Raw genomic sequence first — 24,260 nt, 5'->3', positions numbered from 1 at the left:
CGGCCGCGTGGGCCTGAGAAAGTGATAGACCCATCAGATGGACCCTGCTCGTCAAGAACGTGATCATCTCGGATGCTTCTCCCATCCTGTTCTACGGGTGAGACCGGGCGGCTGAAGTGAACTTATCCCAAGAGCGGCTTTACACCTCGTCGCCGCGACGATCAGGGCGAGAGGCATATTTCGCAGTGACCGCGACCCCGATCGGTGCGTGGTTGAAGGCGAAGTCGAACAGCGCGAGGCGGACCTCGGCAGTGTCTTCGACAGGTCAAACATGCGGCCGCATGCCGCCTCCTGCTCGAGCTTGCTACCGCCTTATAACATCTCCGGTTACCGAGTGGCGATCTTCAGTCCCGGCGGGCACTTCGGGGTCGTCACGCCGCCGGGCAGCAACCGCGTTCTGGATCTCGGGGAGATGCAGCCGCGGTCAACGGTGGTCAAACGCCCGCTGGTGTGCCTTGAGCGGGCCAAGGCGGTCGTCCTTAGGCTGATGGAGCCGTAGATGAAGACCTTCACGGGTTGGATCTGAGGCCGCGGCCGACGCGGTCGAAGAACGGCAGCTCCACAATTAAGCGTAGTCCCTCGTCCCGCCATTCGCGAGTGACCTTGCCTCCAAGCTGCTGCTCAAGCACGGCACGGAGAAGAATGTTGCCGAACCCCTTGCCTGGGTGCGTCGGCGCCTCTCCTGCCCCGCGTTCCCGCCACTCGAGAACGACACCGTCGCCCTGGACCCACCAGCCGATGTGAAGGCTGCCTCCCCTTCTCGATAGGGAACCGTGAACCGCGGCATTGGCGGCAAGTTCGTGTATGGCAAGTCCGATAGGCTGGACCGACGGTGCGGGAACCATGACGGCCCGTCGATCTGCACGCCGTCGCTGCCGAACACGCGGACCTGGTGGCGGACGATGTCGTCAAGCGATACCTGCTGCCATCCGTTCTCCGCAAGCAGCATGTGGCTGCGCGACAAAGCCTGGACGCGCTGCTGAACCGAGGCGGCATAAGCAGAGGCGTTTTCGGACCGGCTCAGGCGCACGATGCTGTCGACGATCGCCAGCACGTTCTTCGTCCGATGGTCGACTTCGAGCAGCAGACGATGTTCGGCCTCCTCGAGCGTCTGGATCTTCCTGTATTCCGTCACGTCGACCTGGGACGCGAAGTAGTAGGCGAGCCGCCCGTCATCGTCCCGGATCGGACTGAGGTGGAGCTGGTTCCAGAAGGCGGTGCCATCCTTCCTGTAGTTCAGGATGTCTACTGTCCCCTGTCGTTCCTGCGCGATCAGCGCGCGGATTTCGGCCACGGCCGTCCTCGATGTGTCTTCTCCCTGCAGAAGCCGGCAGTTCCTGCCAACCAGCTCATCCGCGGAGTAGCCGGTCAGTTCGAGAAACGAGTCATTGGCCAGAACAATGGGGTAGTCGGGCTGGCGGGCGTCCGAAATGACGATGGGCATTCGGGTTCGCTGGAATGCGAAGGTAGCCAGTTCCTTGTGGTCGGCCATTCCTTGTCGGGAGGCTGCGGCCGGGAGGTCGCCATGGATGTCGGACTTTTCTGCTTCAGGCACTCGGAACCTCTTCGACGTATGACATCAAAACGTCGGAGGTGCGCATTGGTTTCAGGTGTTGCATCCTGGTTGGCGCCGCATATAGCCATGCGTTGGATCAAGCTCATATTGGATCTACTTCTCGCAGGGGACTCATCAATGATGATGAAGACGGTGCGCTGCAAGCGTCGCTTTCAACTGGGGATCTGCTCCAACGCTCGCTTGGAACTATACGGCGAGCGCGTGGTTCATGCAGCAGTTCAGCATCAGTCACCAGGGAGAGCACATGAAAGAGCCCGTTACCGTCGCACACCTGTCGACACGCGATCAGAACCCGTACATCCACGAAGCCTACAACAGGGTCTCATGGGGAGCCGTGTTTGCAGGGGTCGCGATAGCGCTTACGCTCCACGTCCTCCTCAACCTGCTCGGCGTTGGCATCGGCGCCTCCGTGCTCGATCCCGCTTCCAACGACAATCCGACGGTAAACACGCTGTCGATCGGCACGGCCATCTGGTTTGTCTTGAGCGGCATCATCGCTTCCTTCGCCGGCGGCTACGTAGCCAGCCGGCTGTCGGGCCGTCCTCTTCGCTCTGCGGGCTCGCTTCACGGTCTGACGTCCTGGGCCGTTACCACCCTCGTCATCGTCTACCTCCTGACGACGTCCGTCGGCGCCCTTGTCGGCGGCGTATTCAGCGGTCTTGGAGGCATCGTTTCTGGCCTTGGATCCACGGTTTCTACCGCAGCGACGACTGCCGCGCCCGCGCTTGCGACCGCTACAGATCCTATGGCAGGGATCGAGCAGAAGATCAGGGATGCAAGCGGCGGCAATGATCTTGCTGCTCTTCGCGATGCCGCTACGAATTCGGTAAAGGCGATGCTAACCGGCGATCAGGCGCAGATCGAGGATGCGCGCAACCGCGCCGCCGAGGCTCTGGCCAAGGCCCAGAACATTCCCGTCGATCAGGCAAAGCAGCAGGTGCAGCAGTATGAGACCCAGTATCGTCAATCTGTCGACGCGGCCAAGAAGCAGGCGGCTGAAGCAGCCGAAACCGCTGCTACCGCGGTCGCAGCCGGCGCTATCATGGCCTTCATCGCGCTGGCAGTCGGCGCCATCGCCGCGTGGGTCGGCGGTGCAGTCGGCACCACGCATGTCAGTCGCGAAGACGAACTTCGCGCCGCACGTTAATCATCAGTCGTTGTAAAGGAGTATCTCATGGCAGCGGAAAAGACCCTCGACAACCTGTTTCTTGACACCCTCAAGGACATCTACTACGCCGAAAAGCAGATCCTGAAGACCCTGCCCAAGATGGCGCGAGCAGCACAATCGGAGGAAGGCAAGGCAAGTTTCCTTCAGCACCGGGACGAGACGCAGGGCCAGATCGAGCGCATCGAGCAGGTGTTCGAACTGCTTGGCAAGCCGGCCCGCGGCAAGACCTGCGAGGCCATCCAGGGGATCATCGCCGAAGGCGAAGAGATCATGGATGAGTACAAGGGATCGGTCGCTCTCGACGCGGGGCTCATCTCCTCCGCCCAGGCTGTGGAACATTACGAGATCGCGCGCTATGGCACGCTGATCGAGTGGGCGGGGCAGCTCGGCATGGACGAAGCAGTCGAGCTTCTCCAGCAGAATCTCGCTGAGGAAGAGGCGACGGATCAGAAGCTGACTGAACTCGCACGGGCATCGGCCAATCAAAAGGCAGCGAAGTCTGCCTGAGGTCACGCCTGGCTTCATCTAAGGCTGAAGCCATGTCAACGACTTTGATAATCATTGACGATCTACCAAGACTGTTAAAATGCTGATGTCTCTTGATGGGGTTCAGACTCAGGAAGGTGTGTGTGATACCCCGGCTGTCACGTACGTTGGCGAGCGGCGGACGTGGCTCCAAAGCCTGGAATACGATGGATCACAAGTGGCCGCTATACCGGGCAGGATTCGTGCTTTCGAAGCTTCAGTCGTTGGTTTCCAGATCAGCTTTAGCAGCCTGACGCTCCTGTCATTTGGCGTGATCCTGCCCTTCCGGGTTCCATAGAGCGCGGAACGCACCGTCGCGCAATGTGATAGCGTTGTAGTTTTTGCTAAGCTATCCGTGCCATCGTTCCTGCCGAATAAGCGAACTTGGACGAACAACGCGCTCGAGGACCTCGTCCGTCAGCTCAACATCGCGCTGGAAGCGTCAGGAATGGGGCGCCTTGAAGGGACACGAACCGGTGACAGGTTGCTCAGAAAATTTATGCGCCTGAAAAAGGATATAGTTCCCGGAATAGATGCTCGCTGTGAGGTCGAATGGCCCACATCACAAAAAAGCCCCTCGCCGGGGTATGCGAGGGGCTTGATGACTTGAGCAAATTCGAGGCTGACAGGTGGCCTCTCAAGCGGAAATTAATGCGGTTATCTAGTGTTGGCATCACCCAAACAGGGGACTATGATCGTGGACGTCCTTTTCTCGATCCTTATCAACGTCGAGGAATCAACATGCTGAATGCCTAAATCTAACTTCCTCAAGGCAGATCCACCAAGTCGCATCAGCTGTCTTCCGATGGTCTCTGCTCGCAAGATCCAATCGGTGTTCACCCGAACGGGTGAAGACGACCCACCTTCTCTGTGGTGCAATCTCCGCGCCGGATCATCGGCGGATCATGGGGTTTGATATGAAGCAGACAGCTCTTTTCGTGAGTATTCTATTGGCAACCGCAAGCACCGCATCTGCTGCTGAGCGCGCCGCTACAAAAGCAGAAATTGAAAAGATTGCAGTGGGGAAAACGGTCAACGGCCGTATGACCTATGGCAAGGATGGAAGCTACACCTATTCGGGCGGCGACAAGGGGAAGTATACGATCTCCGCCGGACGTATTTGCGTGACCTTCACCACTGGCTTCAAACGCTGCGACCGCATCGTTACCGATGGTAGAAAATACACGCTTATAAATGAAAAGGGACAAAGATATCCCTACGGCAGCTAATCGGTGTCTAGAAGCCGCCGGACCAAGCGAGTTTAGGAGCAGCAAACGTTGCCGCCCTCCTGCGCGACGACGTTTGCTTTAGCCTCAGTGATCAGTCATCCATTCGTTCTCCGATCGGCATAATAGTGGCCACTGCAGCGACGAAGTCTGTCTGCCGAGACATCCCGCTCTTGGAAAGAATAGCCTTAACATGGGATCGAACGGTCTCGACGCTGATGCCGAAAGAACGAGCCGTGCTGTCGATCGTTTCACCGCCAGCAAGCTTTCTGCCGATTTTCGCTTCCGTTGGCGTTAGATCGAATAGACCCTGAATGATCTCTACTGATGGTAGATTCGAGCGGTGTACTGGAGTGATAATCAAGAAAAACGCCGTCCTCAAGAAGATGTCGCGAGCAGCGCCTTTGATCGGCACCAGATGCGCCACCGCCGGCGCTGCGTCAGAACTTCCTTTTATCGGCCATGAGGCGCCACTAATGGATCCTCCCCTATTACGCCATGCCTCGAGAAAACTTCGGTATGCAGTGTCAGCTGCGCGGCTCTTGAAACGTAGCCCATCGCTCGGCTGAAACACGATGTGGCCCGTGAAGGCATGGAACAGGCTGTTGCATTCAATCATGGTACCGTTGTTTCGAACCATTGCTGCAGGTAGGCTCGCGAGTTGAAGGGCCTGTAGCGCTGCTTCGATGCGCGCGAACTGAAGCTGACTGCCGAGGAGAGCTGCTCTTGCGAGATGAGGCCTGAGGATGTCGAGGCGATCGAGATCTTGCTGAACTACGGGGCCAAGCTCTCGCTTCTTTTCAATCGAAATGCCAATGACGTCGCCACTCGGAATCCTGATTGTCGTCCCTGCCGCGTAGCCAAAGCCGTGTTTCCAATAGAAGTCACGATAAACCGCCTGCTGAGCCATCCAATCTTCACCAAGATAGAGAGCATCGCTGATAAATCCTGGATGTGCGTTGTCGAGTAGAGCCATTGTTTTTGCATTGTTATAGGCCCAGCCGCCTTGGAAAAAACACTCGTAGAGTTGGGCGACGCCATCACTAGCAATCCATGGAGCTGTTGGATCGCTGATATTCGCTAATATCGTCCCCTCCGCGCCGACATCCTTGGCAAGGCGATCAAGAACATCGGCCCAACGATCGGAGAGGAAGGCTGCCTCGTATACTGCGTCTACAAGAGATCCTGTGTCCAAGAGAAGGCTCCGGTAGTTGTAAAATTAAAATATAGTTAAATGAGCAGGGAAATTTTGTACAGATACAGCGCTTCTAATGTCGGAACGCCCATCGGCGGGCGGGCACTTCAGTATCCGAACCCCTGCGGCATCAAGAAGGGCTGCCTTCACTTATAGCACGGCGATTAGGATGAGACGTCTCACCTTGATTGTCGCTACGCACTTTACTTGAGTATCAGAGGCCCAACCGATGGTGATGGCCGCTGACATAGCCTGAAGCTCGACAAGAATAAGCAAGGCGTTATCGAGAAGGCGCTGCCTCTCGAAATCATTGGCTGTGTCGATCTGGTTTGCCGTGCGCACCAGGTCCGTGACCTGAGACCCACTTTCCCTCGAGTTTTCGGAAGACTCTTGGGCTTTCCATCAGTTGGGCGGTACTCTCGACCACTGTCCGACACCGGACGCCCGTCCCACTCACGCGGTGGCCAAGGAACTCGCTCCCAACATTTACCGTTCTGACAAGCCAATAGTTGGAGACGGTCATGGACACATCCTCAAGAATGCAAAGCCAAACGTCGCGCCCACTTTCATTCGGCGAGAACCTACGCCGCGCGAGGCTGGCGAAAGGCTACAGCCATGAGCAATTGGCTATCGTGACGGGCCTGACGGAGGCTGAATTACGCCAGATCGAAGAGGGTGCGGAGAATCCCCGCCAGCCAGAGCGCTTTCGGAACCTGCTCGACTGTGCCGGCCGGCAGCGACACTGACGGAACCCGACGTGGAGAACACGTGTCGCGACGGATTCATCGAAGCTGTTGAGGAGTTAATCGCGCTTGGGGTCAACCCGGACGAGCATGAGCAGGTGATATGGAAAGCCGAATATCTTACCCACAGGGACAGGTGGCTGCACTTCTACGGGATCATCAAGAGCAATGAAGGCTACAGTATTGCCCACGAGTACGACCTGACGACTAGAACGTCTCGGAGCGTCAGCCCGAGGATCGCATTCTTCGACCTCCTGGGGTTCGCATCGAACGAGGATGTGCGCATTTACCTCGGAGATCGAACGATCAGCACCGACGTCCTGAGCGAACTCGCCTCCTCTGAAGAGCAGGACCCGGAGGTAGTTCGTATTGGCATCGAAAGCCGAAGCCGTCTTCTAGACGGGCGCAGCGTTACCTCTGTAACTGACGTCATCTTCGTCGGTCTAGCCTGGGCATCACCCTTGCCACTGCAAAACACCGCAAGAACGTTCGGCCAGGTGTCTCGAAAATGGTGTCGAAATAGAATGTTTGTCGGTCCTGCCTCTCGCAAATTCGAGGTTTCTATTTAACCTGCCTCAGCCATTCTTTGTAACCGTAGGCCGCTGTTTAAGATCTCGACAATCGCGATCTTCTTCACCTTTCAGAGAACTGAACGACTACGGCGGGCCATTGGTGCTGCACGAAGAGCGGAAGAGCCCTCAACGCACCAAACAGGCGATGCTGCTTAGATCGTTCCTGATCGTTGTCGCCGCGACCCCGGCTTGACCCATGGCGTGGCTGATCTGATCAAGACCAATAACAACGTCGCCGGCAGCATATAGTCCAGGCACATCGGTACGCTGGTGACTGTCCACAAAAATGCAGCCCTCCTGAGACAGCATTGCGCCCACCCCCGACGCGAGTTCTGATCGAACATCTGATCCAAGTGCGGGATAAACAGAATCGAATGCATGGGTGCCCAGGCCCGTTCGGACCTGTATCTCGTCTTCTGCAAGATCAATCTCAAAGGGACCGCACACGATGGAAATGCCTAACTCCTGCAGCTGGGCCTGTTCGCTACGCTTGAGCTCATGCTCACTTGAAGGGGACAGAATGGAGATGTCTTTGCTGTAGCTTCTGAGGAAGAGGGCTTCCTTGAACGCTTTTGTATCTTGGCCAATAACGCCGACACGTTTGTCGGTGACCTCGAACCCATCGCAGACAGGGCAGTAGCGGATGAGGCCCCGTCGAAGTGCCTCATCGTGTTTTTCTCTTGGCATCGATGGGCTGCGGTTGACGACGCCTGTAGCCAGCAGCACTGTTCGCGCCGACATCGTCTCCGTGCCAGAATATATAACGAATTCTCCCTCCACCCCACCCAATGCCGTTACTTTCGTGTCACAGATATCGGCGCCGTATATGAGGGCTTGATCACGCATCCTGGCAAGGAGTTCAACTCCGCTGATCCCGCCCGGAAAGCCGGCGTGATTGTGTGAGATCGGTATGCTAGCAGCCCTGCTGGTTCCGTCGTCGTATACCGATACCGACAGATGGAACCGCGCAAGATAAATTGCAGCAGTCAATCCGGCAGGCCCACCTCCGATGATGACGCAGTCTCGACGTTCTAGATCCACCTCAATCTACCCTTATCGCTCAAGCCGCGTGTCCTTTGCGCAGTCCACACGCGCTCTCCGGAACAATGCCGGCCAGCTGATGGTTCCGGTGCAGGGTAATCTCTCTCTTAACTCAAGCATCAGCGGCGACTGGCGCTCCCGTAATGTGAGCACCTTTTCGCTTATCTCAAGGTCAGGCAACGGAGTCCTGAAAATCAGAACCAGATGTCACTAGAGTATTCCAGAATATCCACCTCAGCTCACTATTCCTCTTTTTAAGATTTGAACCGAGAAAACATGACAAAGAGCAAGCCTATAACCACTTCCCCCGCGGATGGCTTAACGCCGACCCTGGCGCGCAATATCGACGCCATCATGAACCGGCGCCGGGAGAGTCAACGAACCGCATCGGCTCAGGAACGCGCTGCGGCCGCAATCAGTAAATTCGCAGGCTCGATGGTGTTCGTTTATATCCATCTGGCGCTTTACGCTTTCTGGATAGTGGCAAACCTCGGATGGATCCCTGGGGTCGCCCCGTGGGACCCATCCCTTGTTATTCTCGCGATGGAGGCATCGGTAGAGGCGATATTCCTCTCGACCTTTGTGCTGATAAACCAGAACCGGATGGCAGCGGAAGATGATCTTCGAGCTGACCTCGACCTTCAGGTCAGCCTGCTGACTGAGCATGAAACAACACGCTTGATAACAATGGTCGAAGCAATCGCGGCTAAACTCGAAGTATCTATAGAGGCAAGCGAGGACCTCAAGGAGCTTAAGAAGGACGTTGCGCCTGAAGCGGTACTGGACCGCATCGAGGCCAAGACTGAGGAATAACCTATGTGCGTCAGCGGGAAAGGGCGAGACTACACGCCATCTCAACACGTACCGCAGAGCGCGCTGCTTCAAAAGCCTTTCGCGGACGAAAGCGACCGCACTTTGGATACCTGCTTCGATAAACACTGTTGTCCAATAGGTGCCCTCGACAGCCCGGTTGATGAATGGGACGTCAGGCTCAGGATCAGGCCACTGGCGAAGCTGCACCAGGCCGCGTGCAGCGATGACCGTGCAGGTTTCCGTTAGCCAGGCGCTGGAAGCCGACATTTTGAAGCCTTTTCAGGAGGCGCTTCAAGGCGCTTTGCGCCTCGAGTGAAAATCGGGATCATTTTCGCTCATAGTAGGTTTCGGCCAACCACCGCCTTTGTTCAGACGGACTGAAACGCTTATCAACCCGCCCGTTGTCACATGCTTCAGAAACATACACCCAAAGCGGCCACCCTTTCTCCGACTGAGCTGGCGTTTCTACAGAGGGTCTTCGACCTCGTGTGCCAGAAGAGGGGGATCAACCAACACAGCCAGGCTGCCGCAACAGCGGCCGCCACCCTGGTCGATCTCTACCGGGTCGGGATCCGCGACGAACGGCAGCTCATGAGCATGTTGTCGGGAGCCCAGAGTTTTCCGTAGACGCCGTAGCCCGAGACTGAGCCGCGCCCGTGAAGCGACTATACGTGGCTGTCGGGTGGTGAAGGCTTGTAGATGTGCGGCGGGATTACTTCGCTCAGGGCTTCTGATGTGGGGACTGCGGCCAGCAAATCGCCGTTCTCGGCACAAATCCGGATGCTGTGGAGGGTGAACTCCCTCCGGCCTTTAAGGTGCTCGGCCGCCAGGTCGCGAATAACCTGGCGTGCCTCTGTCTTTGCCGCTTCCAGATCCGGCAGCTCTGTACCGTCGTCATCCGTGACGTAGCTGCTTAGGAAATTGAGGTGAAAATGATATCTCTGCATCGTCCGGATCTCCAAAGCGAAGCAAGCAGAACCCAGGTCTGTCTGCATAGTTTCGGTCAAAATCGTACGGACGGCTCGACTAAACGGAACTAAGGCTGACTTTGTTATTACGCGTTGGAATACAGCGAAGAGCCCTTGAGGAAGGTAAAAGTGGCGAGACAAGAGACCGCGACCGCCACGACTATGGACAGCCCGGTTTCCAGCACCTGATATGATACAGGAACATTGTATGAGAGCATGGGAACGAAATGCGTTGCCCAGATCGTTCCTCCGAGCAGGGCACCGGCGACGGCAAGCCAGAGGTTTCGATGCGCCTTCACGCATTGGCGCGCGCGCGACAGCATGAAGACACCACCGGCCAGATTGCCCGCGACGCATACAAAGACTGCAACAAGCAAAAGCAGCCAGTTGTGCTGCTCGGTGATACAAGACATCAGCCGGATCATTCGGACCTCCGGCCGGCACCATCTCATGCGAAGGCTGACTCTCTGGTTAGTGAAGTCGCTAAAGTCTTAACCATTTCGGAAACGCTGGCTACCAAGCAGATAACCGTCGACAGGTGCCCGTATCGATACAGGCCGCTCGCGGGATCTTCTTGTGCCATGCATCTTTAAGATCGAGAATGAGTTTCCTATCGCGACTGAGGATCAGCTTTAGTTTTCCGCCTCACGTTCACCCTTATGCGCTCGCATTTCTCTCGTTTCGTAATGCATTTTCGAACTTGGAAGCGCCGACCTAGTGTTTGCCCTTGCACCCCGATTATAGTGAGGTCGCTTCAGGGGCCGCTCGGAACTTTGCGCTGGTGGAGGTGTTGTCGGTTGCGGTGCTGGTAACCTAGCGCCTGGATGGATCCTAACAGACAGCGGATTGATATGAGTGACTTGGAACATAAAGACCAGCCGACCTCGCCCTCCCTTGGAAATGTGCCTTCAGTGACTTCTGAAGAATCCTCGGTCCCACCTGCTTCAGAAATTCCAGCCGATGCCGCTGAACTAGAAGGTGCTCCAGCTCCGGTGATTGCCTCGCCGAATGTGCAGGAGCGTCCTAAGACAAAGGGCGTTGCTGATATCGTCTTCCTCATCGACATCAGCGGCAGCATGGCTCCCTGTATCGACGCGCTACGTCGAAACATTGAAGCCTTTATCGACTCCCTCAGCCATGGAGATGCAAACAACGCCGCGCCGGTTCGTGATTGGCGGGGTAAGGTCGTAGGCTATCGTGATCTGGAGGCCGACCAGGCGGCTGGGCTGCCCTGGCTCGTCGACAACGACTTTGTACGCGACGCGGCCGCATTGAAGGCGCAGCTGGGTACGCTGCAGGCGAACGGTGGCGGTGACGAGCCAGAATCGCTTCTTGATGCCCTCTACAAGGTTGCCTCGATGGAGGCAGCGCCAAAGGGATCGCAGGTGGAGGAGCCAACGAAGTGGCGCTACAGGAGCGACGCAGCTCGTGTTGTGATCGTCTTCACCGACGCATCCTTCAAGGAAACCATGAGCATCCCAGAAGCAAAGGGCGGCTCCCTTCAGGACGTCGCAAACGTGGTCATGGCTAACCGTATAATCCTGAGCCTCTTTGCTCCGAACTTCGAGGGCTATGACCGATTGAGCCAGATCGACAAGTCCGAATGGGAAGTCGTTGAATATGAGGGCTTGAACGCTCAGGAGGCGCTTCAGAAATTCACGTCGGATCCTGTTAACTTCCGCAATACTTTGAAGCAACTAGCAGCTAGCGTGTCACGTTCGGCAGCAACAGTCGCCCTCTAGAAGCTTCACATTAGAGCGTAAGCATGGCTAAGAAGCTGAAAGTCGGAGATCAGATCCGGCACTATCGCGTCACGAAGGTTTTCGGGCCAGGCATGATGGCGATTTCGTACGGAGCAGAGACATCAGCTGGCGAAAAGATTTTTCTCAAACAGTACAAGTCTCCCGCTCCGACGGTAGTGTGGTACGAAGCGTTTGTTGCCTATCAAAATGAATTGGGTGCTCGCGTCAAAGACGGGCGGGCGGCTCAGTTTGCAGTGCGGCAGGTGGATGCTTTCGAAGAGATTTGGGGCGGTCCATGCTATTTCCAGGCATTTGAGTTCGTCGAGAACGGGGCTGACTTGCAGCAAATGCTTGACGAGGAACGGGAGGAGCATCGCCGCACGGAGTTGCCGGCAACCAGCAACCCCGTCGTCTGGGCTCGCCACGTGACCTGGGCCAAGGTCTTTATGACCGGGATGGCGGCACTGCACGAAGCCAAGATCGTGCATGCAGATCTGAAGCCGGCAAACGCCTACTTGATCCAGGATCCTTCCATCGCAGCAGGCTACCAGCTCAAGCTGATCGACATGGATTTCTCACTCCTTGCTGACCGCCGCGCGCCTTGGCACGGGCATCAGGGATATATCGGCACCGACAACTACCGCTCGCCCGAGCACATGACGCGCGGGGCTGTGCCGGGGCTTGCTTCCGATGTCTTTACCTGCGGTTTGATGCTCTACGAACTTCTTGCGGGCTATCATCCTTATTGGACGGAGGACCAGGCGGAGTATGCGAGGCTCGTGCAAAGCTACGCTGCCAAACCGCCGGCTCTGGTGGGCTTAATGCCCTCTCCGGCAAGCAATTTTGAGATCAGCACCCTCCTGCACCGGTGCCTCTCGCCCTCCCCGACTGCAAGGCCGACCGCAGCTGAACTTCGGGCTTCTCTGAGTGGTCGCGGCGCCAGAACATCCGCAGTAGAAGGGCCTGCTGCTGTAACAACCAGCGGTAGCGCTGCTCGGCGTGATGCTGAGTTGATCATCTCGGACAGGATCGAACTCGTGGGTCCTGAAGGAGGTTCGCTGCAGATTGGCGTAAGAACGGAAATCGGCAAGCCGCTCATTCGGCAGTTCGGGCCGGACAGCGAGTTCTGGGACAATCGCCAGTGTGTCCTCGAACGCAATTCCGGACGGCAATGGGTATTGTCTCCGGTGGCCGGTACACCCAATGAAACGCTGGTCAACGGCGCGGCGTTGACCACTCCTCATGTTCTGCGGCAAGGAGATCGCGTTGCCGTCGGACGTCAGGCCAAAGGCATCGCCAAACTGCCCCTTACAGCGCGTGCACTGCGATGAGCCAGCCAAGTAGACCTGAGGCGCCTGGCCCCGATCCCAGTGGCGAGGAAAAGGAAAAGGCCGAGCTATGCTCGTCAGGTCCAGATACAGCAACGGGCGACAATGCCACGACGGAACCCTCTCCGTCTTCAGATCCCCTGGCCCTGGATGCCCCAGCTTTGAGTCCTCCGGATTCAGGCGCTGAAGGTAAATTGGAAGTTGAACCTGACCTGCCTTCTACCACAGAAGAGCATCTGCCTGAAGCCGATAGCGTCCCTCCGACTGCGCCTCAGGACGACACTGCGGAACATCCTCCCTTGGAAATTGTCGATGTGGCAGATCTGAACTGGCAGTCTGTCGCTGACGCGGCAGATCCGGCTCTAATCCGATCCAACATTCGGGCAACCGTGGAGCGGATGGAAGCTTTACTTGATCAGGCAGACGGGCCCGGCATGTTGTTTGACAAAGATCGAGCTGATCCTGAAGACAAGGTCATCCAAATTTCGGGGTTTGATCCCGAAGAACCTTTGTGGATCATCGGCGACCTGCATGGCGATCTTCTTGCGCTTGAAGCTGCTCTAGCGGTAATCCGCGAGCCGCATCTGCAGCACGATACTAGACTGCCGAGTATCTTATTCCTCGGGGATCTCTTCGATGATGAAGGCTTCGGGCTTGAAGTGCTTCTTCGCGTATTCGAGTTGATCGTCGAGGCTCCGGATCGTGTTTGCTTGATTGCCGGCAACCACGACGAGGCAATCGCCTATGATGGGGTGCGGTTTACCTCAAGCGTAAATCCCTCCGATTTTGCTGATTTCCTAAACGCCAATCTGACCCACGAATGGATCGAACGCGCAGGTAAACTCGTAGTACGGCTGTTTGCGCGCTCCCCGCGTGCCCTGTTCTTTCCCGACGGGCTGCTCGCAGTACACGGAGGCTTCCCGCTGGCGGACCTGCATCCGAAGCTCGTGGAGACTGGAGACTGGAACGACAAAATGTGCCTGTCTGACTTTGTGTGGACGAGGGCGCATCCGAAAGCGCGAAGGAAATTGCCAAATCGTTTCTCCCGCGGGAGTCAATTCGGTTATGAGGACTTCGCAGCTTTTTGTGCCGTAAGCGCGAGCATGGGACGACCCGTCACCCGCATGGTACGCGGTCACGATCATGTCGAAGAACGATATGAGGCCTATCCCGCTTACCGAATTCATCCAGTGCTGACGATCGTAGCGCTCTCACGACGATTGAGGCGTGAAAGCTTCGGCCCTTACGAGCGGGCCCCTGCAATTGCGCAGTATGTTGAAGGTGCCCTCCCTCGCGTGCACCGACTTCACATTCCTGCGGAAATGATCCGTGGGTTCTACCCAGACACTGCTCTCGAAAGCTCCGATACCGAAATGTCCCAGGATCCTCATATATGACTGGTGTAATCCTGCGTTGCCCGAACTGCGGCACCTCAACGGCCACTCCTGGTGAATGCGAGGCTTGCCACGAGGCTAAGGTGCGATACTACTGCACGAACCATAAGCCCGGGCAATGGCTGGAAGCTCCAACCTGTTCTCAATGCGGCGCCAACTTCGGTGATTTGGAGCGACCAACGGAACGACCGGTTCCTTTTCCGCCTGCCGCTCGGCCGCCAAGGAAGGTCGCTCCGCCTGAGCCAGCAAGACCGGCCGATCCTCCACTGTCTCGACCAAAACCGATGCCAGGGCCCTGGAGCAGCAGAGGACCCAAACGACCTTTTGACCCGAAAACCGAGGAGAGCCGTTCAAGCCCATCCCTGCGTGACGTTCGCGCCGCAAAAATGCGGGAGCTACTTGAAGCAGTCGCGCGGGCTGGACGCCGACCTCGAGGAGGTTATACCACTCCAGACGGACCATCAGTTAGAGTTGCACCAGGCGGGTGCCTCGTACGCTTTCTGCTGCTCGGGCTTGTCCTGTTCATGATCCTACCGCTGATGCTCTCACTGATTGGTGGATCCCTGTTACAGATCCTAGAAAGCTATTATTTCTAGAGCTGATCGTGCCACTGAGTTAGGCGCTTGGGCGACTGCGTAACAGCGGGGGAAGCCTCCCGCACTTCTTCCCTGCCTCGGCTGGACCTAGCGGCGAGTTGTGAACAGCAGCCCCCGCCAACGGCCTCCTATGCCGGGCCCCGGGCGGAGAAGAAGGGGTGTCAACCAAACGGGAGGTCAGCGAAAATCTCTGCTAGAGAGTCGGGCGACTTTTGCGAATCCGGCGGTTCCTCTGGCCTCGATTTCATGATCAATATGGCAGGAGGACTTGCCATGTCTCGCGCCTATTCTTCGGACCTTCGCCAGCGGATTGTTGATGCGATAACACAGGGCGATACGCGCCGAGCTCAACGCCAACCACCTGGCCATCGAAAGCCCGGCGGTCAGCGAGAAGCTGATTAAGGGCGGACTTGGTTCCCGTGCTGCAAGGCGCAATATCGTTCTGCGCGTCCCACATTACATGGGGGCGCCGTTCATCCTGGTTGAAACTGACCTGATTGCAGCCTTGCCGCAACCGCTCGTGCGGGCGTTCGCCGCCCAGGGTCAACTGGTAGAATATCCGCTGCCATTTCTCACCAAGACGGTGGTTTTCCGACAATTCTGGCACAGGCGCACCCATCTCGATCCAGGATGCATGTGGCTACGACGCCTGATAGCCTCGCAATTCCTCAGATAGCGCATGCGTCGTCGGTACAATCGGCGGGCATCCGGCGGGCAGCAGTTGAAGACACCCGAGTTCCGCAACCGTGTCGAGGAGTTGCACGATCAAGGCTTGGAAAGCGGAGCCATCTACGACGCCTCAGGCCAAAGCATCCTGATCACCTTCGATTATGGGAAACTCCTAGAATAAGGCGAAGGCGCTCCCTACGCGATCAAGAGCGTAAACCGACAAACGGCTCTCCTGTCCGAGCCGAGCAGATACTGGAAGTGGGCTCTAAATTCCTTCCGCCTAGGGCGCTCCCGGATGTAACTTCTACATCCACCTGCATTGAGAAAAAGGCGTCTGAGGCTCCTACAAAGCTTCCCATTACAGGCATGATCTGACCGATATTGCGGCCTGTCGCCACCGGTATCAGGTTTTGCCCGCCCATCTTGCAGTTGGTCGGATCGAAGGGGACCCAGCCTGCGCCTGGGAGGTAAACTTCTGCCCACGCATGGGTCGAGCCCCGATCGGTTGAGCCAACGCTTCTTTCGCCGTTCCACATGTAGCCGGAAACAAGGCGTGCGCCGAAGCCGAGACAGCGTGCTGCCTCTATGAAGAGAACGGCAAGGTCTCGGCATGATCCCCAGGTCCGGTCCAAAGTTTCCAGAGGCGCCTGTGTGCCCTCATCCTCACGGCTCTGATAGGAGATCCCGCTGAACACGCCAGCGTTTAGATCCTGGAGAAGAGAAAGCGTGTCTGTCGATGGGCCCGCTACAAAGCTTTGCGCCCAAGCATGGAGACGTCCAGCTCGGTCAACGTGGGCCGGCGCCGTAAGGGCGCCAAGGTCTGTCCATTCCTCCGCGGAGTAGCGAAAGGGGTAACCCGCGCTGCCGGTGGTAATGTTGTAGATAGGCCAGGATGGAGCCGTGACCTCAACCTCCGCCACGCTCTCGATCGTGAGGCAGTTGCTCAGCCTCTCAAAGCTAGCAGTGGCAACGGCGTTCCCAAGGACATCCGTAGACCAGATGATCTCGGCATTCGGAGCGGTTGAAAGATCGTGGGTCAGAAGTTTAAGCTCCCTCCCCTCTCTCGGTCGAAGCATCAGCCGGTGAGGCGCAAGCATAACCTTCTCACGGTAGGCGTATGTCGTCCGATGGCGAACCGTCAGCAATGGCATGTTAAGTCCTTATAGCGAAATCTCACCCGCTCGATTCGAGTTCTTGCTCCGTTGCACTTCGCCGCACGTCGGCACCAGCGGCTCAAAGCGGCTAATTACCAGCCAATGCGTGCAAGCACATCCAAAGGCAGCGGCACTAGAACGCCGCTGCGACGTTCTCAAGCAGCCTCGGTCCACCAGCCAAAGTAGCTAGCGCAAATCGGCAGCTCTGAGCGTGTAGGTCATGCCGTGTTTCGGGTTGTAAAGCTTCGATGCTATCTGCTGGATTTTGAGGCGGGCAGCATCGAAGGCACGCAGGTAATCTTGTTCTGACAGCCTGGCGGTCGAAAGGGCGGCGGCATCGACAAAAAACCGGACCTCGAACATGCCGTCATAGCCAGTAAAGCGGATCAGGTTCCTGGCGTCATCGAAGCTCCTGCTCGCGTTTGGGAAAGCTAGTGCCATCTTAGTTCCTTAGTCAGCTTTGCTTTTAATCTGGAATACCGCCCGTCACCGTTTCCGACGGAGGTTGGAGCGCGTCAGCGGGTACTCATCTGCCTCGTAGAGCGTCTGCATCTGTGCGCCGTCGAAGCGCGCTTCATCCACCTCCATGACCGAACCGCGAAGAAGTGCGGCTGGAAGCTCCTCAATGGCGAAACGCAGCGCTTCGGCAGCGGTCTCGAACCGCCGGAAACGCTGGCCGCTCGCTCTTTGCCGGTTCCAGGCCGGATAGAAGCCTGCTGCGTCGGTATAGTTGAAGGGAGACATCTGGCGGGACTGGGCGGCTATTGTACTTCTGATCACGTCGAATTCCTTAAACTGATATAACCCAGACATGCCTGCTGACATCTCCACCCGTGGCAGCAGAGTATTTAACGTTTGCAAAAGATTAGGGTCAGCCAAGCAACCGGCTGTGCCGGGAGGATCAGATAGCCGAAAGGCTGCAACGTATGCTAGATATGGCGCTGATTACCCAACTTACAAGGAAGCTTCTCAGGTAGGGCTGCAACGCGTCGTCGGCGGCACCGGGTGCTGATTAATTAAGTCCCGGACCATGTGAGCTCAGGGCCTTCTGCATTTACTGCACGGGCGACAGTCTGTGTCCGGCCCGATGCTCTTGCAATAGGCATCTATGAGCCGAGCGCAGTTAGAGGACGTCGCCCCTCAGGCTCCGGTCGAGCAATTCGCTTATTCCGCCGACCTGGCGCGCTATGTCGCCGGTTTGTGGTTTGAGCTCCTGACGCCAGGAGAGAGCCAGCAGCTGTCGGGTCAGGCCAGCTCCCTGCTCGGGGCCTGCCGCATTCCATCGATGAGCCGCTTGCGCCTCGCTGGGTCCACCTGCCGGTCAAGCATTTCGAGGCCGCCGGAAATGACCGTGAGGAGGTTGTTGAAGTCGTGAGCGACGCCCCCCGTCAACTTGCCTATAGCTTCCATAGCGCAGGAGAAGGTTGATATCTTGCTCAGGTTCATCTCGGCCGCTGATCCAGCCTGCGACGACCCTGAAACCTGCAAAATTGTGACCGCTGAGGGTTTGTGAACCGTCAAGCCCTCTCAGACGCAGAAATAATTCCCACTTGGACACCTTCACCTACCAGCGCCTTGATGGGACTCGAACCACCCCGACGAGCTTCCATTTCCTAAGCCACTGATTCATCTAAAATCGCGCCGGACCAGCCATTGATACAACGGAACTTGTTGCGATAACTTTTAACCACTCACTCGGTTTCGGATGAACGCCAATGCGGTGGGTAAGCAGCATGGTAGCCGGGGACGGCCTCCATACGAGATAGCCACCGTGCGATTGCCGGCAACGTTGCGCCAAAATCATTGAGACCGAGCTCCATTTCGACCGCTTCTGGCCGACGGCCAACGCGTGCCAGCATCTGCAAGTTTGGTAGAGCAACGATGTCCGCTGCCGAAACGCGATTACCAGCAAGAAAGTCTTCATGTTCGAGGATCCGCTCGATCCATTGAAGCGAATCTATTGACGATGATGCAGATGCACGCATTGCAGTAGGATCGTTCTGAGCGAGCCCCCTTAGCAGAGGCCTAACAATCTCGATCGAGAGTTGGTCGCGAACATAGTTCTCAAATTCGAAAATAATTTCCCAGATACGAGCGGTCTCAAGCGGACTGTCGCCGAACAAGGCGGGTTCTGGATGAGCTTTCTCTAGGAAAGCCATGATCGCAACCGACTCTGTTATGACTGCGCCGTTGGCGGTAAGTGTTGGCACTTGGCCTCGCGGATTGAGGCGCAAATATTCTGGGCTCTTGTGTTCCCGAGTCGAAACATCAATCCGATGCGACTTGAAGGGAATGGCCTTGTATCCTAGCGTCAGCATGACACGCCACGCGTAAGGGCTGCCGCTAATCCAAAACAGTTCGTAGTCCATTTTTTACACCTTCTAATCTGCGCTACTGGGACAATGTGGGCGGATGTTCTGGATACGGCCCCGGGAATCCGACAGCCTCTGCGTCTTCGAAAATCGGCTCAATTTCGCATCATGGATGCCGTGAGCCTCGAGGCTTTCGTGCGTGCGTTGAACATAATCGAGATTTGATCCCCAAATGCCTGAGGCAGTCGCCAAGCGCCTCCTAACTTCGTCCTCGGTCAACTGCCCTGCGTAATGGCCGCTTGCTCGGTTTGCCACGAACGTAAGGGCGGGAATGGAGCGGCCACCTGATTTCGCATCAAGCCATTTCGGAATATATGCCCCAGTCATCATCTCGCGGCGCCATAACAGCTTGAGCTCACTTGGCACATCTCCACCAATCCTCATCAAAATTCCCTTGCAGGACCCACCGTGATCAAGCGCAAGCATCGCGCCCGGATTATCGATGGACCCGCGGCCGCGGATGGAGTTCATGCACAGCGATCTGTGATAACCACGGATCGTAGCTGGCATGGAGACCTCCACGGGAAATATCGGGTTCCAGATCAACGAACCATAGGCGAAGACCCAAACATGCATGCCTTGCGGTGCGTTCTCAAGCGTCTGCGCAAGCGACCTGTCCAGTTCTTCGTCCGAGAGCAGGAATTTCCTTTCGCTGGGATCGACCAGTTCATGGACCTGCTGCAAAGCGGACAGATGCTCACGCGTGAGAAGCGACGCTTGGCATCGGCTCAATCGATCTCCAGACATCAGCAATTTCTCGTTAATCGGCTAGAGCAGTGCCGGGAAGAGGGCCGGTGGCGGCGCCTTCCTCCACACAGCGGCATCCTCCGTCTGAGACGACACCACCCTCGGCATCCGGATTTGAGGCTTGCGAGTGTTGTAGACCCTGCAGCCTGGAACCTGCATCAGAACTCAACACCAATTCCGTTAAAGAACGTGTCCATACGACCATCGAGATCATGCTTGGTTTCTGCCCAAGCCGGGACAGTATCAAGGAGCCGCTGCTGCCAAGCCACGAGGTTTGGATACTCATTCAGCGGCGGCTTGGAACGATTAATTTGAGAAAATGGAGCCGCGATGTCGATGTCAGCGAGCGTAAGTTCGTTGCCGACGATAAACTGTCGGTTCGAAAGATGAGCGTCGAGAACTGATGCGGCGCTACGGATTTTCGTCAGGGCAAGCTCGACAATTGCACTGTTTTGCGGTTTGCCCATTGCGCGCGCGGCCACCCGCTCATCAAACAGTAGCACGAAGAAATGGCGCCATTGCTCGCCCGACCAGAACATCCACTGAATGACCTGATGCCGCTCGCTTGCCGTTCTACCCACCAGCGCGGAACCTACCTTTTCCGCTAGGTAGAGATTGATAGCTGAAGATTCCCAAATCACCGTCTCGCCATCTTGTAGGACCGGCGTCAGCCCGTGGGGGTTGAGCTTCAAAAAATCCGGTGTGTGGCTCTCACCTTTGAATAGGTCAATATTCACGCGCTCATATTCGACGCCCATGATTTTTGCTGCAGCGGCGACGCGACGGTAGCTACCCGAGCCTAGGTCACTGTAAATCTTGATTGACATGTGATCTCCTAATTGTTTCGCCGTCCTACTGACAGCGTAACCACTAGGTAAATCATTCCATCCGGGATAATTAGACACACTTGTTGAATATATTTTATTCCTGACCAGAATGACTGATGCCGAACCGTGTGGCGTTTACCTGTGCCTCAATGAACTCAACCAAAGCCCGGACTTTCGGGCTGACACGTCTCCCTGAGGGCATTACAGCCCACAAATCTAGGTCTGGCAGTGTCCAATCGTTGAGGACTTCTTGGACCGCTCCGTTATCTAGTTCGGCTTCGAACATCCACTCTGTGGCCACAGACAGGCCAGCATCGGCAAGTACGGCAGATCGAACGCCTTCTGTTGCATTGATCCGCAATTTGGGACTGACGGAAATCGATTTGCTCCCTTTCGGACCTTTGAATGTGAAGCGTTCGCCGCCCTCGCCTTGTGAAAGAACGACAATGGAATGATCGACGAGATCTTCGGGTTTCTGTGGTGCCGAGTGCTTAGTAAGATATGATGACGTTCCGACGACGATGCGCCTGCAGCGACCAATCCGTTTGGCGACATAGTTGGAATCTTCAAGTTGACCCATCCGAAGTGCGAGATCGATTCCCTGTTCGATCAAGCCTACATTTCTGTCGTCGAGGTTTATTGAAATATCGATAGCGGGATGCCTATTGAGAAATAGCGGCAACTTCGGAATAATATATTGGGACATGAACGTCAGTGTCCCGCCGATACGGATCTGGCCCAAAAAGTTTTGTGAATTGCTTCCGACTGACGCTACTGCAGCTTCGGCATCTTCTACGACTTTGTTTGCATGTTCGTAGAAAATCCGGCCCTGCTCCGTCGGCGTGAGTTTCCTGGTCGAACGCACGAAGAGTGCCACGCCAAGTTCCTGCTCGAGCTGTGCAACAATTTTGGAGACCGCCGATTGCCCCACGGCTAATAATTTCGCAGCGCCGCTAAACGACCCTGTTTCGTACACGCGGATGAAATAGCGCATCGATGTGAAGAGATTCATGCTACCACCCCGCAGATACAAATCCGGTGACTTGCGGCTTTTCTTTTTAACAGCCTACGGCTTCCAGATAGTGTCGAGACACCAAACCTGCCAGCAGAGAACCGCTTTTCGCCGGGATCGTGTCATGGCCGCGCGAAGGCCAATTTAACCACACCCGTCGTCCGGACCCGAGTGAGGGTCTAGCAGCCTGTGACGCGCCCAGGACCGGTTAGCACCGCCCGTCCCTCCTCACAGGGTTTGTTCTTATGACGAAGTGATCATCCCTCGCTGCCACCTCCCACCTTCACAACGACTTTCCCAAACTGCCGACCAGATTCGAGGTGTCGGTGCGCCGCCACCATGTCCTCGAAGGCGAACACGCTGTCGATTACTGGAGAGATCTCCTTGCGGCGAAGAGCGTCCGTCACATAATCGATTGCTTTGCGCTTACGATCTTCGTCCGCCAGAAGGTCGGCGATGATCCATGCCTTGATCGTAGTCCGGTGCATGAGGGCTTCCAGAACTGGAATCGTCGTGGTTTCGCCGCCCAACGCGCCATAGAGGTAGATCACACCCTTCGGCACCGTCCTGATCAACTTCGGCAGAAGCTCGCCGCCGACGGGATCGAATGCGACACGGACACCACTACCCCCCGTGATCCTCAAGATTTCATCCGTTAGGTCGACTTCGGAGACGACGACGACATGCTGCGCGCCGGCATCAAGCAACCTTTGCTTCTTCTCCCCGGTGCGGGTCAAAGCGATCAGAATTGCTCCGACCAGTTTTGCAAGTTGTATGGCCGCCAGACCGACACTGCTCGAGGCGGCCGAGATGATAACGTGCTCGCCGGGCTGTATCTTCGCGTCTTCGATAAGCGGCCCGTATGCGGTCAGAAACATAACCCAGATCGATGCGGCTTGCTCGAAAGTCAGTTCTGGCGGCTGCGTGACCACTGCATGACCCGGAACGATGATCTCTTCCCCATAGACACCGTTTGCGCCCATTGGGAAGGAGGGAACAAGGTTAACTTGATCCCCCACCGAGACGTGGGTTACATTCCGGCCCAAAGCAAGGACGATACCAGCGGCCTCCGTCCCCAATTGCGCGGGAAGGACCGGATCGAAGATATACTCTCCACGCCGGAACATCGCATCCGCACGATTAAGGCCGATAGCTTTCACAGAGATGATCACCTCATCGTCGTTAGGGGAAGCAGGGGTGCCGCTGACGAGTTCAAGTACCTCGGGCTCACCTGTCTGCGAGAACTGTATGAATTTCGACATTTGATCTTCCCGAGTGCGCGGTCGCGGCGCTCACAGTTTTTATGGCGGGATTAAGCCATGAACCTACTCGCGACCGCAAAGCGGCGGAAGACGAGAGTAAGGAATAACATTCATTCCATATGGTAGTGGATCACAAGCCGTTCACGTTGGGGCTTAGACCTCGACTTCTGCCATACCGTCTGACGTAGCGGGGCGTTTGCGAAATGCCGCATGAGGCATCAACCCGCGATGACAACGATTGGTGACCATCCAGTTCGGTGATGCGAGCACCCATCCTGTGTTTCGAATGCTGGTTACGCCATTCCGTCTTAGTATTCGCTTGAGTTCGACTGGGATTCCTCTGGAAGCTGGCCCTGGAGCAAACCGATTATTTGCCCGACAAGCTCGATGGGGAGTGTAACAGCAATATTCCGAGGCAGACTATCTATTATTCCAGTTCTTATCCTACTGCGACCTGACGGCTGATCGCATCTGGTTTGTGCAACAGGCAACTCAGATGAAAGGATCAAGCCCTTGTCAAAACTCGATGGAAAAATAGCAGTCATCACAGGTGGTAGCAGCGGGATCGGGCTCGCGACCGCTCAGCGTTTCGTCAATGAAGGAGCCTATGTCTTCATCACTGGCCGCCGCGTTGCTGAACTTGAAAAGGCTAAATCGACGTTAGGCCGCAATGTCTCATTCGTTCAGGGCGACGTCGCCAACCTCGATGATCTCGACAAAGTAATCGCTCAAGTGAAAGCAGAAAAGGGTATCGTTGATATCCTCGTTGCTAGCGCTGGCTTCGTCGAACATGCACCAGTCGACACTGCAACGCCGGCGCATTTCGACAAAACCTTTAGCATCAACGCGCGCGGCATATTCTTCTCCGTTCAAAAAGCTCTACCGCTGATGACCCGGGGCGGCTCAATCATCTTGGTATCGTCCGCCCTGCATTTGAAGGGCTTTCCTGCTCATTCGACCTATTCCGCAAGCAAGGCAGCGGTACGCTCGTTCGCGCGCACCTTTGCAGCAGAGCTGAAGGATCGTGGCATCCGCGTGAACTCGCTCTCGCCCGGCGCTATCGATACTCCCATTATCGACAGCCAGTTCAAGACTAAGGAAGAGGCCGATGGCGCGCGTTCTACTTACGCGCAGATCACACCACTTGGCCGCATCGGAAGAGCCGAGGAGATGGCAGCGGCAGCCCTGTTCCTGGCGTCCGACGAAAGTAGTTTTTCGACCGGAACAGATCTCGTTGCCGATGGTGGAATTACTCAGCTTTGAGGTCCATCGGCGCGACCGCAGTGGCCGCGCCGCCTCCCTCATCCGCCGACCAGCGCCCAACCAGGAA

General features: G+C 56.5%; 24 protein-coding genes and 2 pseudogenes. 12 read left to right on the top strand and 14 right to left on the bottom strand.

Going from position 1 to position 24,260, the window contains the following annotated elements; genetic code table 11:
* The first annotated feature begins 208 nt into the window (after window positions 1-208).
* Complete coding sequence (locus E2F50_RS22230; RefSeq protein WP_133318378.1) at window positions 209-499, top strand: hypothetical protein; 291 nt, start codon at window positions 209-211, stop codon at window positions 497-499.
* A 10-nt stretch (window positions 500-509) separates the two neighbouring features.
* Here the strand turns inward: E2F50_RS22230 and lov are convergent.
* Window positions 510-1,492 (bottom strand): annotated as a pseudogene (gene lov, locus E2F50_RS22225) (blue-light-activated histidine kinase).
* Window positions 1,493-1,820: 328 nt separating this feature from the next.
* Here lov and E2F50_RS22220 point away from each other — a divergent pair.
* The 3 genes from E2F50_RS22220 (at window position 1,821) to E2F50_RS22210 (ending at window position 4,498) form a co-directional block, all read left to right on the top strand.
* Window positions 1,821-2,723 (top strand): PhnA-like protein, encoded by a 903-nt coding sequence (locus tag E2F50_RS22220; protein WP_133318377.1) that lies wholly within the window; start codon window positions 1,821-1,823, stop codon window positions 2,721-2,723.
* Between the two features lie 27 nt (window positions 2,724-2,750).
* Window positions 2,751-3,251, top strand: coding sequence for a YciE/YciF ferroxidase family protein (locus tag E2F50_RS22215; RefSeq protein WP_133318376.1), 501 nt, complete (start codon window positions 2,751-2,753; stop codon window positions 3,249-3,251).
* 935 nt (window positions 3,252-4,186) lie between these two features.
* Window positions 4,187-4,498, top strand: a complete 312-nt coding sequence (locus E2F50_RS22210) for a hypothetical protein (RefSeq protein WP_133318375.1) — start codon at window positions 4,187-4,189, stop codon at window positions 4,496-4,498.
* 91 nt (window positions 4,499-4,589) lie between these two features.
* Here E2F50_RS22210 and E2F50_RS22205 read toward each other — a convergent pair whose 3' ends face one another.
* Window positions 4,590-5,690 (bottom strand): helix-turn-helix transcriptional regulator, encoded by a 1,101-nt coding sequence (locus E2F50_RS22205; RefSeq protein WP_133318374.1) that lies wholly within the window; start codon window positions 5,688-5,690, stop codon window positions 4,590-4,592.
* Window positions 5,691-6,211: 521 nt separating this feature from the next.
* Here E2F50_RS22205 and E2F50_RS22200 point away from each other — a divergent pair.
* Together E2F50_RS22200 and E2F50_RS22195 are read left to right on the top strand one after the other, a co-directional pair.
* A complete protein-coding gene (locus E2F50_RS22200; RefSeq protein WP_245515552.1) occupies window positions 6,212-6,436 on the top strand; it encodes a helix-turn-helix domain-containing protein in 225 nt (74 codons plus the stop codon).
* A gap of 11 nt (window positions 6,437-6,447) precedes the next feature.
* The gene (locus E2F50_RS22195; protein ID WP_133318373.1) at window positions 6,448-7,002 is read left to right on the top strand and encodes a hypothetical protein; all 555 of its coding nucleotides are present in this window, start codon (window positions 6,448-6,450) and stop codon (window positions 7,000-7,002) included.
* Between the two features lie 129 nt (window positions 7,003-7,131).
* Here E2F50_RS22195 and E2F50_RS22190 read toward each other — a convergent pair whose 3' ends face one another.
* Window positions 7,132-7,995, bottom strand: a complete 864-nt coding sequence (locus tag E2F50_RS22190; RefSeq protein ID WP_245515551.1) for an NAD(P)/FAD-dependent oxidoreductase — start codon at window positions 7,993-7,995, stop codon at window positions 7,132-7,134.
* A 327-nt stretch (window positions 7,996-8,322) separates the two neighbouring features.
* Here E2F50_RS22190 and E2F50_RS22185 point away from each other — a divergent pair, with 327 nt between their 5' ends.
* The gene (locus E2F50_RS22185; protein ID WP_133318371.1) at window positions 8,323-8,859 is read left to right on the top strand and encodes a DUF1003 domain-containing protein; all 537 of its coding nucleotides are present in this window, start codon (window positions 8,323-8,325) and stop codon (window positions 8,857-8,859) included.
* 665 nt (window positions 8,860-9,524) lie between these two features.
* Here E2F50_RS22185 and E2F50_RS22180 read toward each other — a convergent pair.
* Together E2F50_RS22180 and E2F50_RS22175 are read right to left on the bottom strand one after the other, a co-directional pair.
* On the bottom strand, window positions 9,525-9,806 hold the full coding sequence (locus E2F50_RS22180) for a DUF6894 family protein (RefSeq protein WP_133318370.1): 282 nt from the start codon (window positions 9,804-9,806) through the stop codon (window positions 9,525-9,527).
* 107 nt (window positions 9,807-9,913) lie between these two features.
* Window positions 9,914-10,252, bottom strand: a complete 339-nt coding sequence (locus E2F50_RS22175; protein WP_161974318.1) for an MHYT domain-containing protein — start codon at window positions 10,250-10,252, stop codon at window positions 9,914-9,916.
* Between the two features lie 426 nt (window positions 10,253-10,678).
* On the opposite strand from E2F50_RS22175, the gene E2F50_RS22170 reads away from it, so the two are divergent.
* The 4 genes from E2F50_RS22170 to E2F50_RS23770 all read left to right on the top strand — a co-directional run bounded on the left by E2F50_RS22170 (window position 10,679) and on the right by E2F50_RS23770 (window position 15,563).
* A complete protein-coding gene (locus tag E2F50_RS22170; protein ID WP_161974316.1) occupies window positions 10,679-11,569 on the top strand; it encodes a vWA domain-containing protein in 891 nt (296 codons plus the stop codon).
* Between the two features lie 23 nt (window positions 11,570-11,592).
* Window positions 11,593-12,900, top strand: a complete 1,308-nt coding sequence (locus tag E2F50_RS22165; RefSeq protein WP_133318367.1) for a serine/threonine protein kinase — start codon at window positions 11,593-11,595, stop codon at window positions 12,898-12,900.
* 296 nt (window positions 12,901-13,196) lie between these two features.
* Window positions 13,197-14,294: a metallophosphoesterase gene (locus E2F50_RS22160; protein WP_210234592.1), complete on the top strand. Its 1,098-nt coding sequence runs from the start codon at window positions 13,197-13,199 to the stop codon at window positions 14,292-14,294.
* A 927-nt stretch (window positions 14,295-15,221) separates the two neighbouring features.
* The gene (locus E2F50_RS23770) at window positions 15,222-15,563 is read left to right on the top strand and encodes a LysR substrate-binding domain-containing protein (protein ID WP_133318389.1); all 342 of its coding nucleotides are present in this window, start codon (window positions 15,222-15,224) and stop codon (window positions 15,561-15,563) included.
* Window positions 15,564-15,759: 196 nt separating this feature from the next.
* On the opposite strand, the gene E2F50_RS22150 is transcribed toward E2F50_RS23770, so the two are convergent.
* From E2F50_RS22150 to E2F50_RS22110, 9 genes and pseudogenes are all read right to left on the bottom strand, one after another.
* A complete protein-coding gene (locus tag E2F50_RS22150) occupies window positions 15,760-16,707 on the bottom strand; it encodes a transglutaminase family protein (protein WP_133318365.1) in 948 nt (315 codons plus the stop codon).
* A 189-nt stretch (window positions 16,708-16,896) separates the two neighbouring features.
* Window positions 16,897-17,151, bottom strand: a complete 255-nt coding sequence (locus tag E2F50_RS22145; protein ID WP_133318364.1) for a DUF1488 family protein — start codon at window positions 17,149-17,151, stop codon at window positions 16,897-16,899.
* A 45-nt stretch (window positions 17,152-17,196) separates the two neighbouring features.
* Window positions 17,197-17,490, bottom strand: a complete 294-nt coding sequence (locus E2F50_RS22140; RefSeq protein ID WP_245515550.1) for a hypothetical protein — start codon at window positions 17,488-17,490, stop codon at window positions 17,197-17,199.
* A gap of 349 nt (window positions 17,491-17,839) precedes the next feature.
* Window positions 17,840-18,120: pseudogene (locus tag E2F50_RS22135) on the bottom strand (histidine kinase dimerization/phospho-acceptor domain-containing protein); the annotation flags it as partial.
* Between the two features lie 281 nt (window positions 18,121-18,401).
* Window positions 18,402-19,079, bottom strand: a complete 678-nt coding sequence (locus E2F50_RS22130) for a glutathione S-transferase family protein (protein ID WP_133318363.1) — start codon at window positions 19,077-19,079, stop codon at window positions 18,402-18,404.
* A gap of 12 nt (window positions 19,080-19,091) precedes the next feature.
* Entirely contained in the window at window positions 19,092-19,829 is a 738-nt protein-coding gene (locus E2F50_RS22125) for a gamma-glutamylcyclotransferase (RefSeq protein WP_133318362.1), read from the bottom strand.
* A gap of 158 nt (window positions 19,830-19,987) precedes the next feature.
* Complete coding sequence (locus E2F50_RS22120; protein WP_133318361.1) at window positions 19,988-20,656, bottom strand: glutathione S-transferase family protein; 669 nt, start codon at window positions 20,654-20,656, stop codon at window positions 19,988-19,990.
* A gap of 94 nt (window positions 20,657-20,750) precedes the next feature.
* On the bottom strand, window positions 20,751-21,668 hold the full coding sequence (locus tag E2F50_RS22115) for a LysR family transcriptional regulator (protein ID WP_133318360.1): 918 nt from the start codon (window positions 21,666-21,668) through the stop codon (window positions 20,751-20,753).
* A 257-nt stretch (window positions 21,669-21,925) separates the two neighbouring features.
* Window positions 21,926-22,930 (bottom strand): zinc-dependent alcohol dehydrogenase family protein, encoded by a 1,005-nt coding sequence (locus E2F50_RS22110; protein ID WP_133318359.1) that lies wholly within the window; start codon window positions 22,928-22,930, stop codon window positions 21,926-21,928.
* Window positions 22,931-23,443: 513 nt separating this feature from the next.
* On the opposite strand from E2F50_RS22110, the gene E2F50_RS22105 reads away from it, so the two are divergent.
* Window positions 23,444-24,193: an SDR family NAD(P)-dependent oxidoreductase gene (locus tag E2F50_RS22105; RefSeq protein WP_133318358.1), complete on the top strand. Its 750-nt coding sequence runs from the start codon at window positions 23,444-23,446 to the stop codon at window positions 24,191-24,193.
* Window positions 24,194-24,260: the final 67 nt, after the last annotated feature.

Source organism: Rhizobium deserti, assembly GCF_004358025.1.
Lineage (GTDB): Bacteria > Pseudomonadota > Alphaproteobacteria > Rhizobiales > Rhizobiaceae > Neorhizobium > Neorhizobium deserti.
Note: the sequence above shows the minus strand (reverse complement) of the source record. Positions and strands in the feature narration are given on the sequence as shown.

What these genes read in the sequence shown, in the direction of transcription:
- E2F50_RS22220 (WP_133318377.1), top strand. Translation starts at nt 1,821, where the DNA reads ATGAAAGAGCCCGTTACCGTCGCACACCTGTCGACACGCGATCAGAAC.
- E2F50_RS22215 (WP_133318376.1), top strand. Translation starts at nt 2,751, where the DNA reads ATGGCAGCGGAAAAGACCCTCGACAACCTGTTTCTTGACACCCTCAAG.
- E2F50_RS22210 (WP_133318375.1), top strand. Translation starts at nt 4,187, where the DNA reads ATGAAGCAGACAGCTCTTTTCGTGAGTATTCTATTGGCAACCGCAAGC.
- E2F50_RS22200 (WP_245515552.1), top strand. Translation starts at nt 6,212, where the DNA reads ATGGACACATCCTCAAGAATGCAAAGCCAAACGTCGCGCCCACTTTCA.
- E2F50_RS22185 (WP_133318371.1), top strand. Translation starts at nt 8,323, where the DNA reads ATGACAAAGAGCAAGCCTATAACCACTTCCCCCGCGGATGGCTTAACG.
- E2F50_RS22180 (WP_133318370.1), bottom strand. Translation starts at nt 9,806, where the DNA reads ATGCAGAGATATCATTTTCACCTCAATTTCCTAAGCAGCTACGTCACG.
- E2F50_RS22175 (WP_161974318.1), bottom strand. Translation starts at nt 10,252, where the DNA reads ATGATCCGGCTGATGTCTTGTATCACCGAGCAGCACAACTGGCTGCTT.
- E2F50_RS22170 (WP_161974316.1), top strand. Translation starts at nt 10,679, where the DNA reads ATGAGTGACTTGGAACATAAAGACCAGCCGACCTCGCCCTCCCTTGGA.
- E2F50_RS22165 (WP_133318367.1), top strand. Translation starts at nt 11,593, where the DNA reads ATGGCTAAGAAGCTGAAAGTCGGAGATCAGATCCGGCACTATCGCGTC.
- E2F50_RS22150 (WP_133318365.1), bottom strand. Translation starts at nt 16,707, where the DNA reads ATGCCATTGCTGACGGTTCGCCATCGGACGACATACGCCTACCGTGAG.
- E2F50_RS22145 (WP_133318364.1), bottom strand. Translation starts at nt 17,151, where the DNA reads ATGGCACTAGCTTTCCCAAACGCGAGCAGGAGCTTCGATGACGCCAGG.
- E2F50_RS22130 (WP_133318363.1), bottom strand. Translation starts at nt 19,079, where the DNA reads ATGGACTACGAACTGTTTTGGATTAGCGGCAGCCCTTACGCGTGGCGT.
- E2F50_RS22125 (WP_133318362.1), bottom strand. Translation starts at nt 19,829, where the DNA reads ATGTCTGGAGATCGATTGAGCCGATGCCAAGCGTCGCTTCTCACGCGT.
- E2F50_RS22120 (WP_133318361.1), bottom strand. Translation starts at nt 20,656, where the DNA reads ATGTCAATCAAGATTTACAGTGACCTAGGCTCGGGTAGCTACCGTCGC.
- E2F50_RS22115 (WP_133318360.1), bottom strand. Translation starts at nt 21,668, where the DNA reads ATGAATCTCTTCACATCGATGCGCTATTTCATCCGCGTGTACGAAACA.
- E2F50_RS22110 (WP_133318359.1), bottom strand. Translation starts at nt 22,930, where the DNA reads ATGTCGAAATTCATACAGTTCTCGCAGACAGGTGAGCCCGAGGTACTT.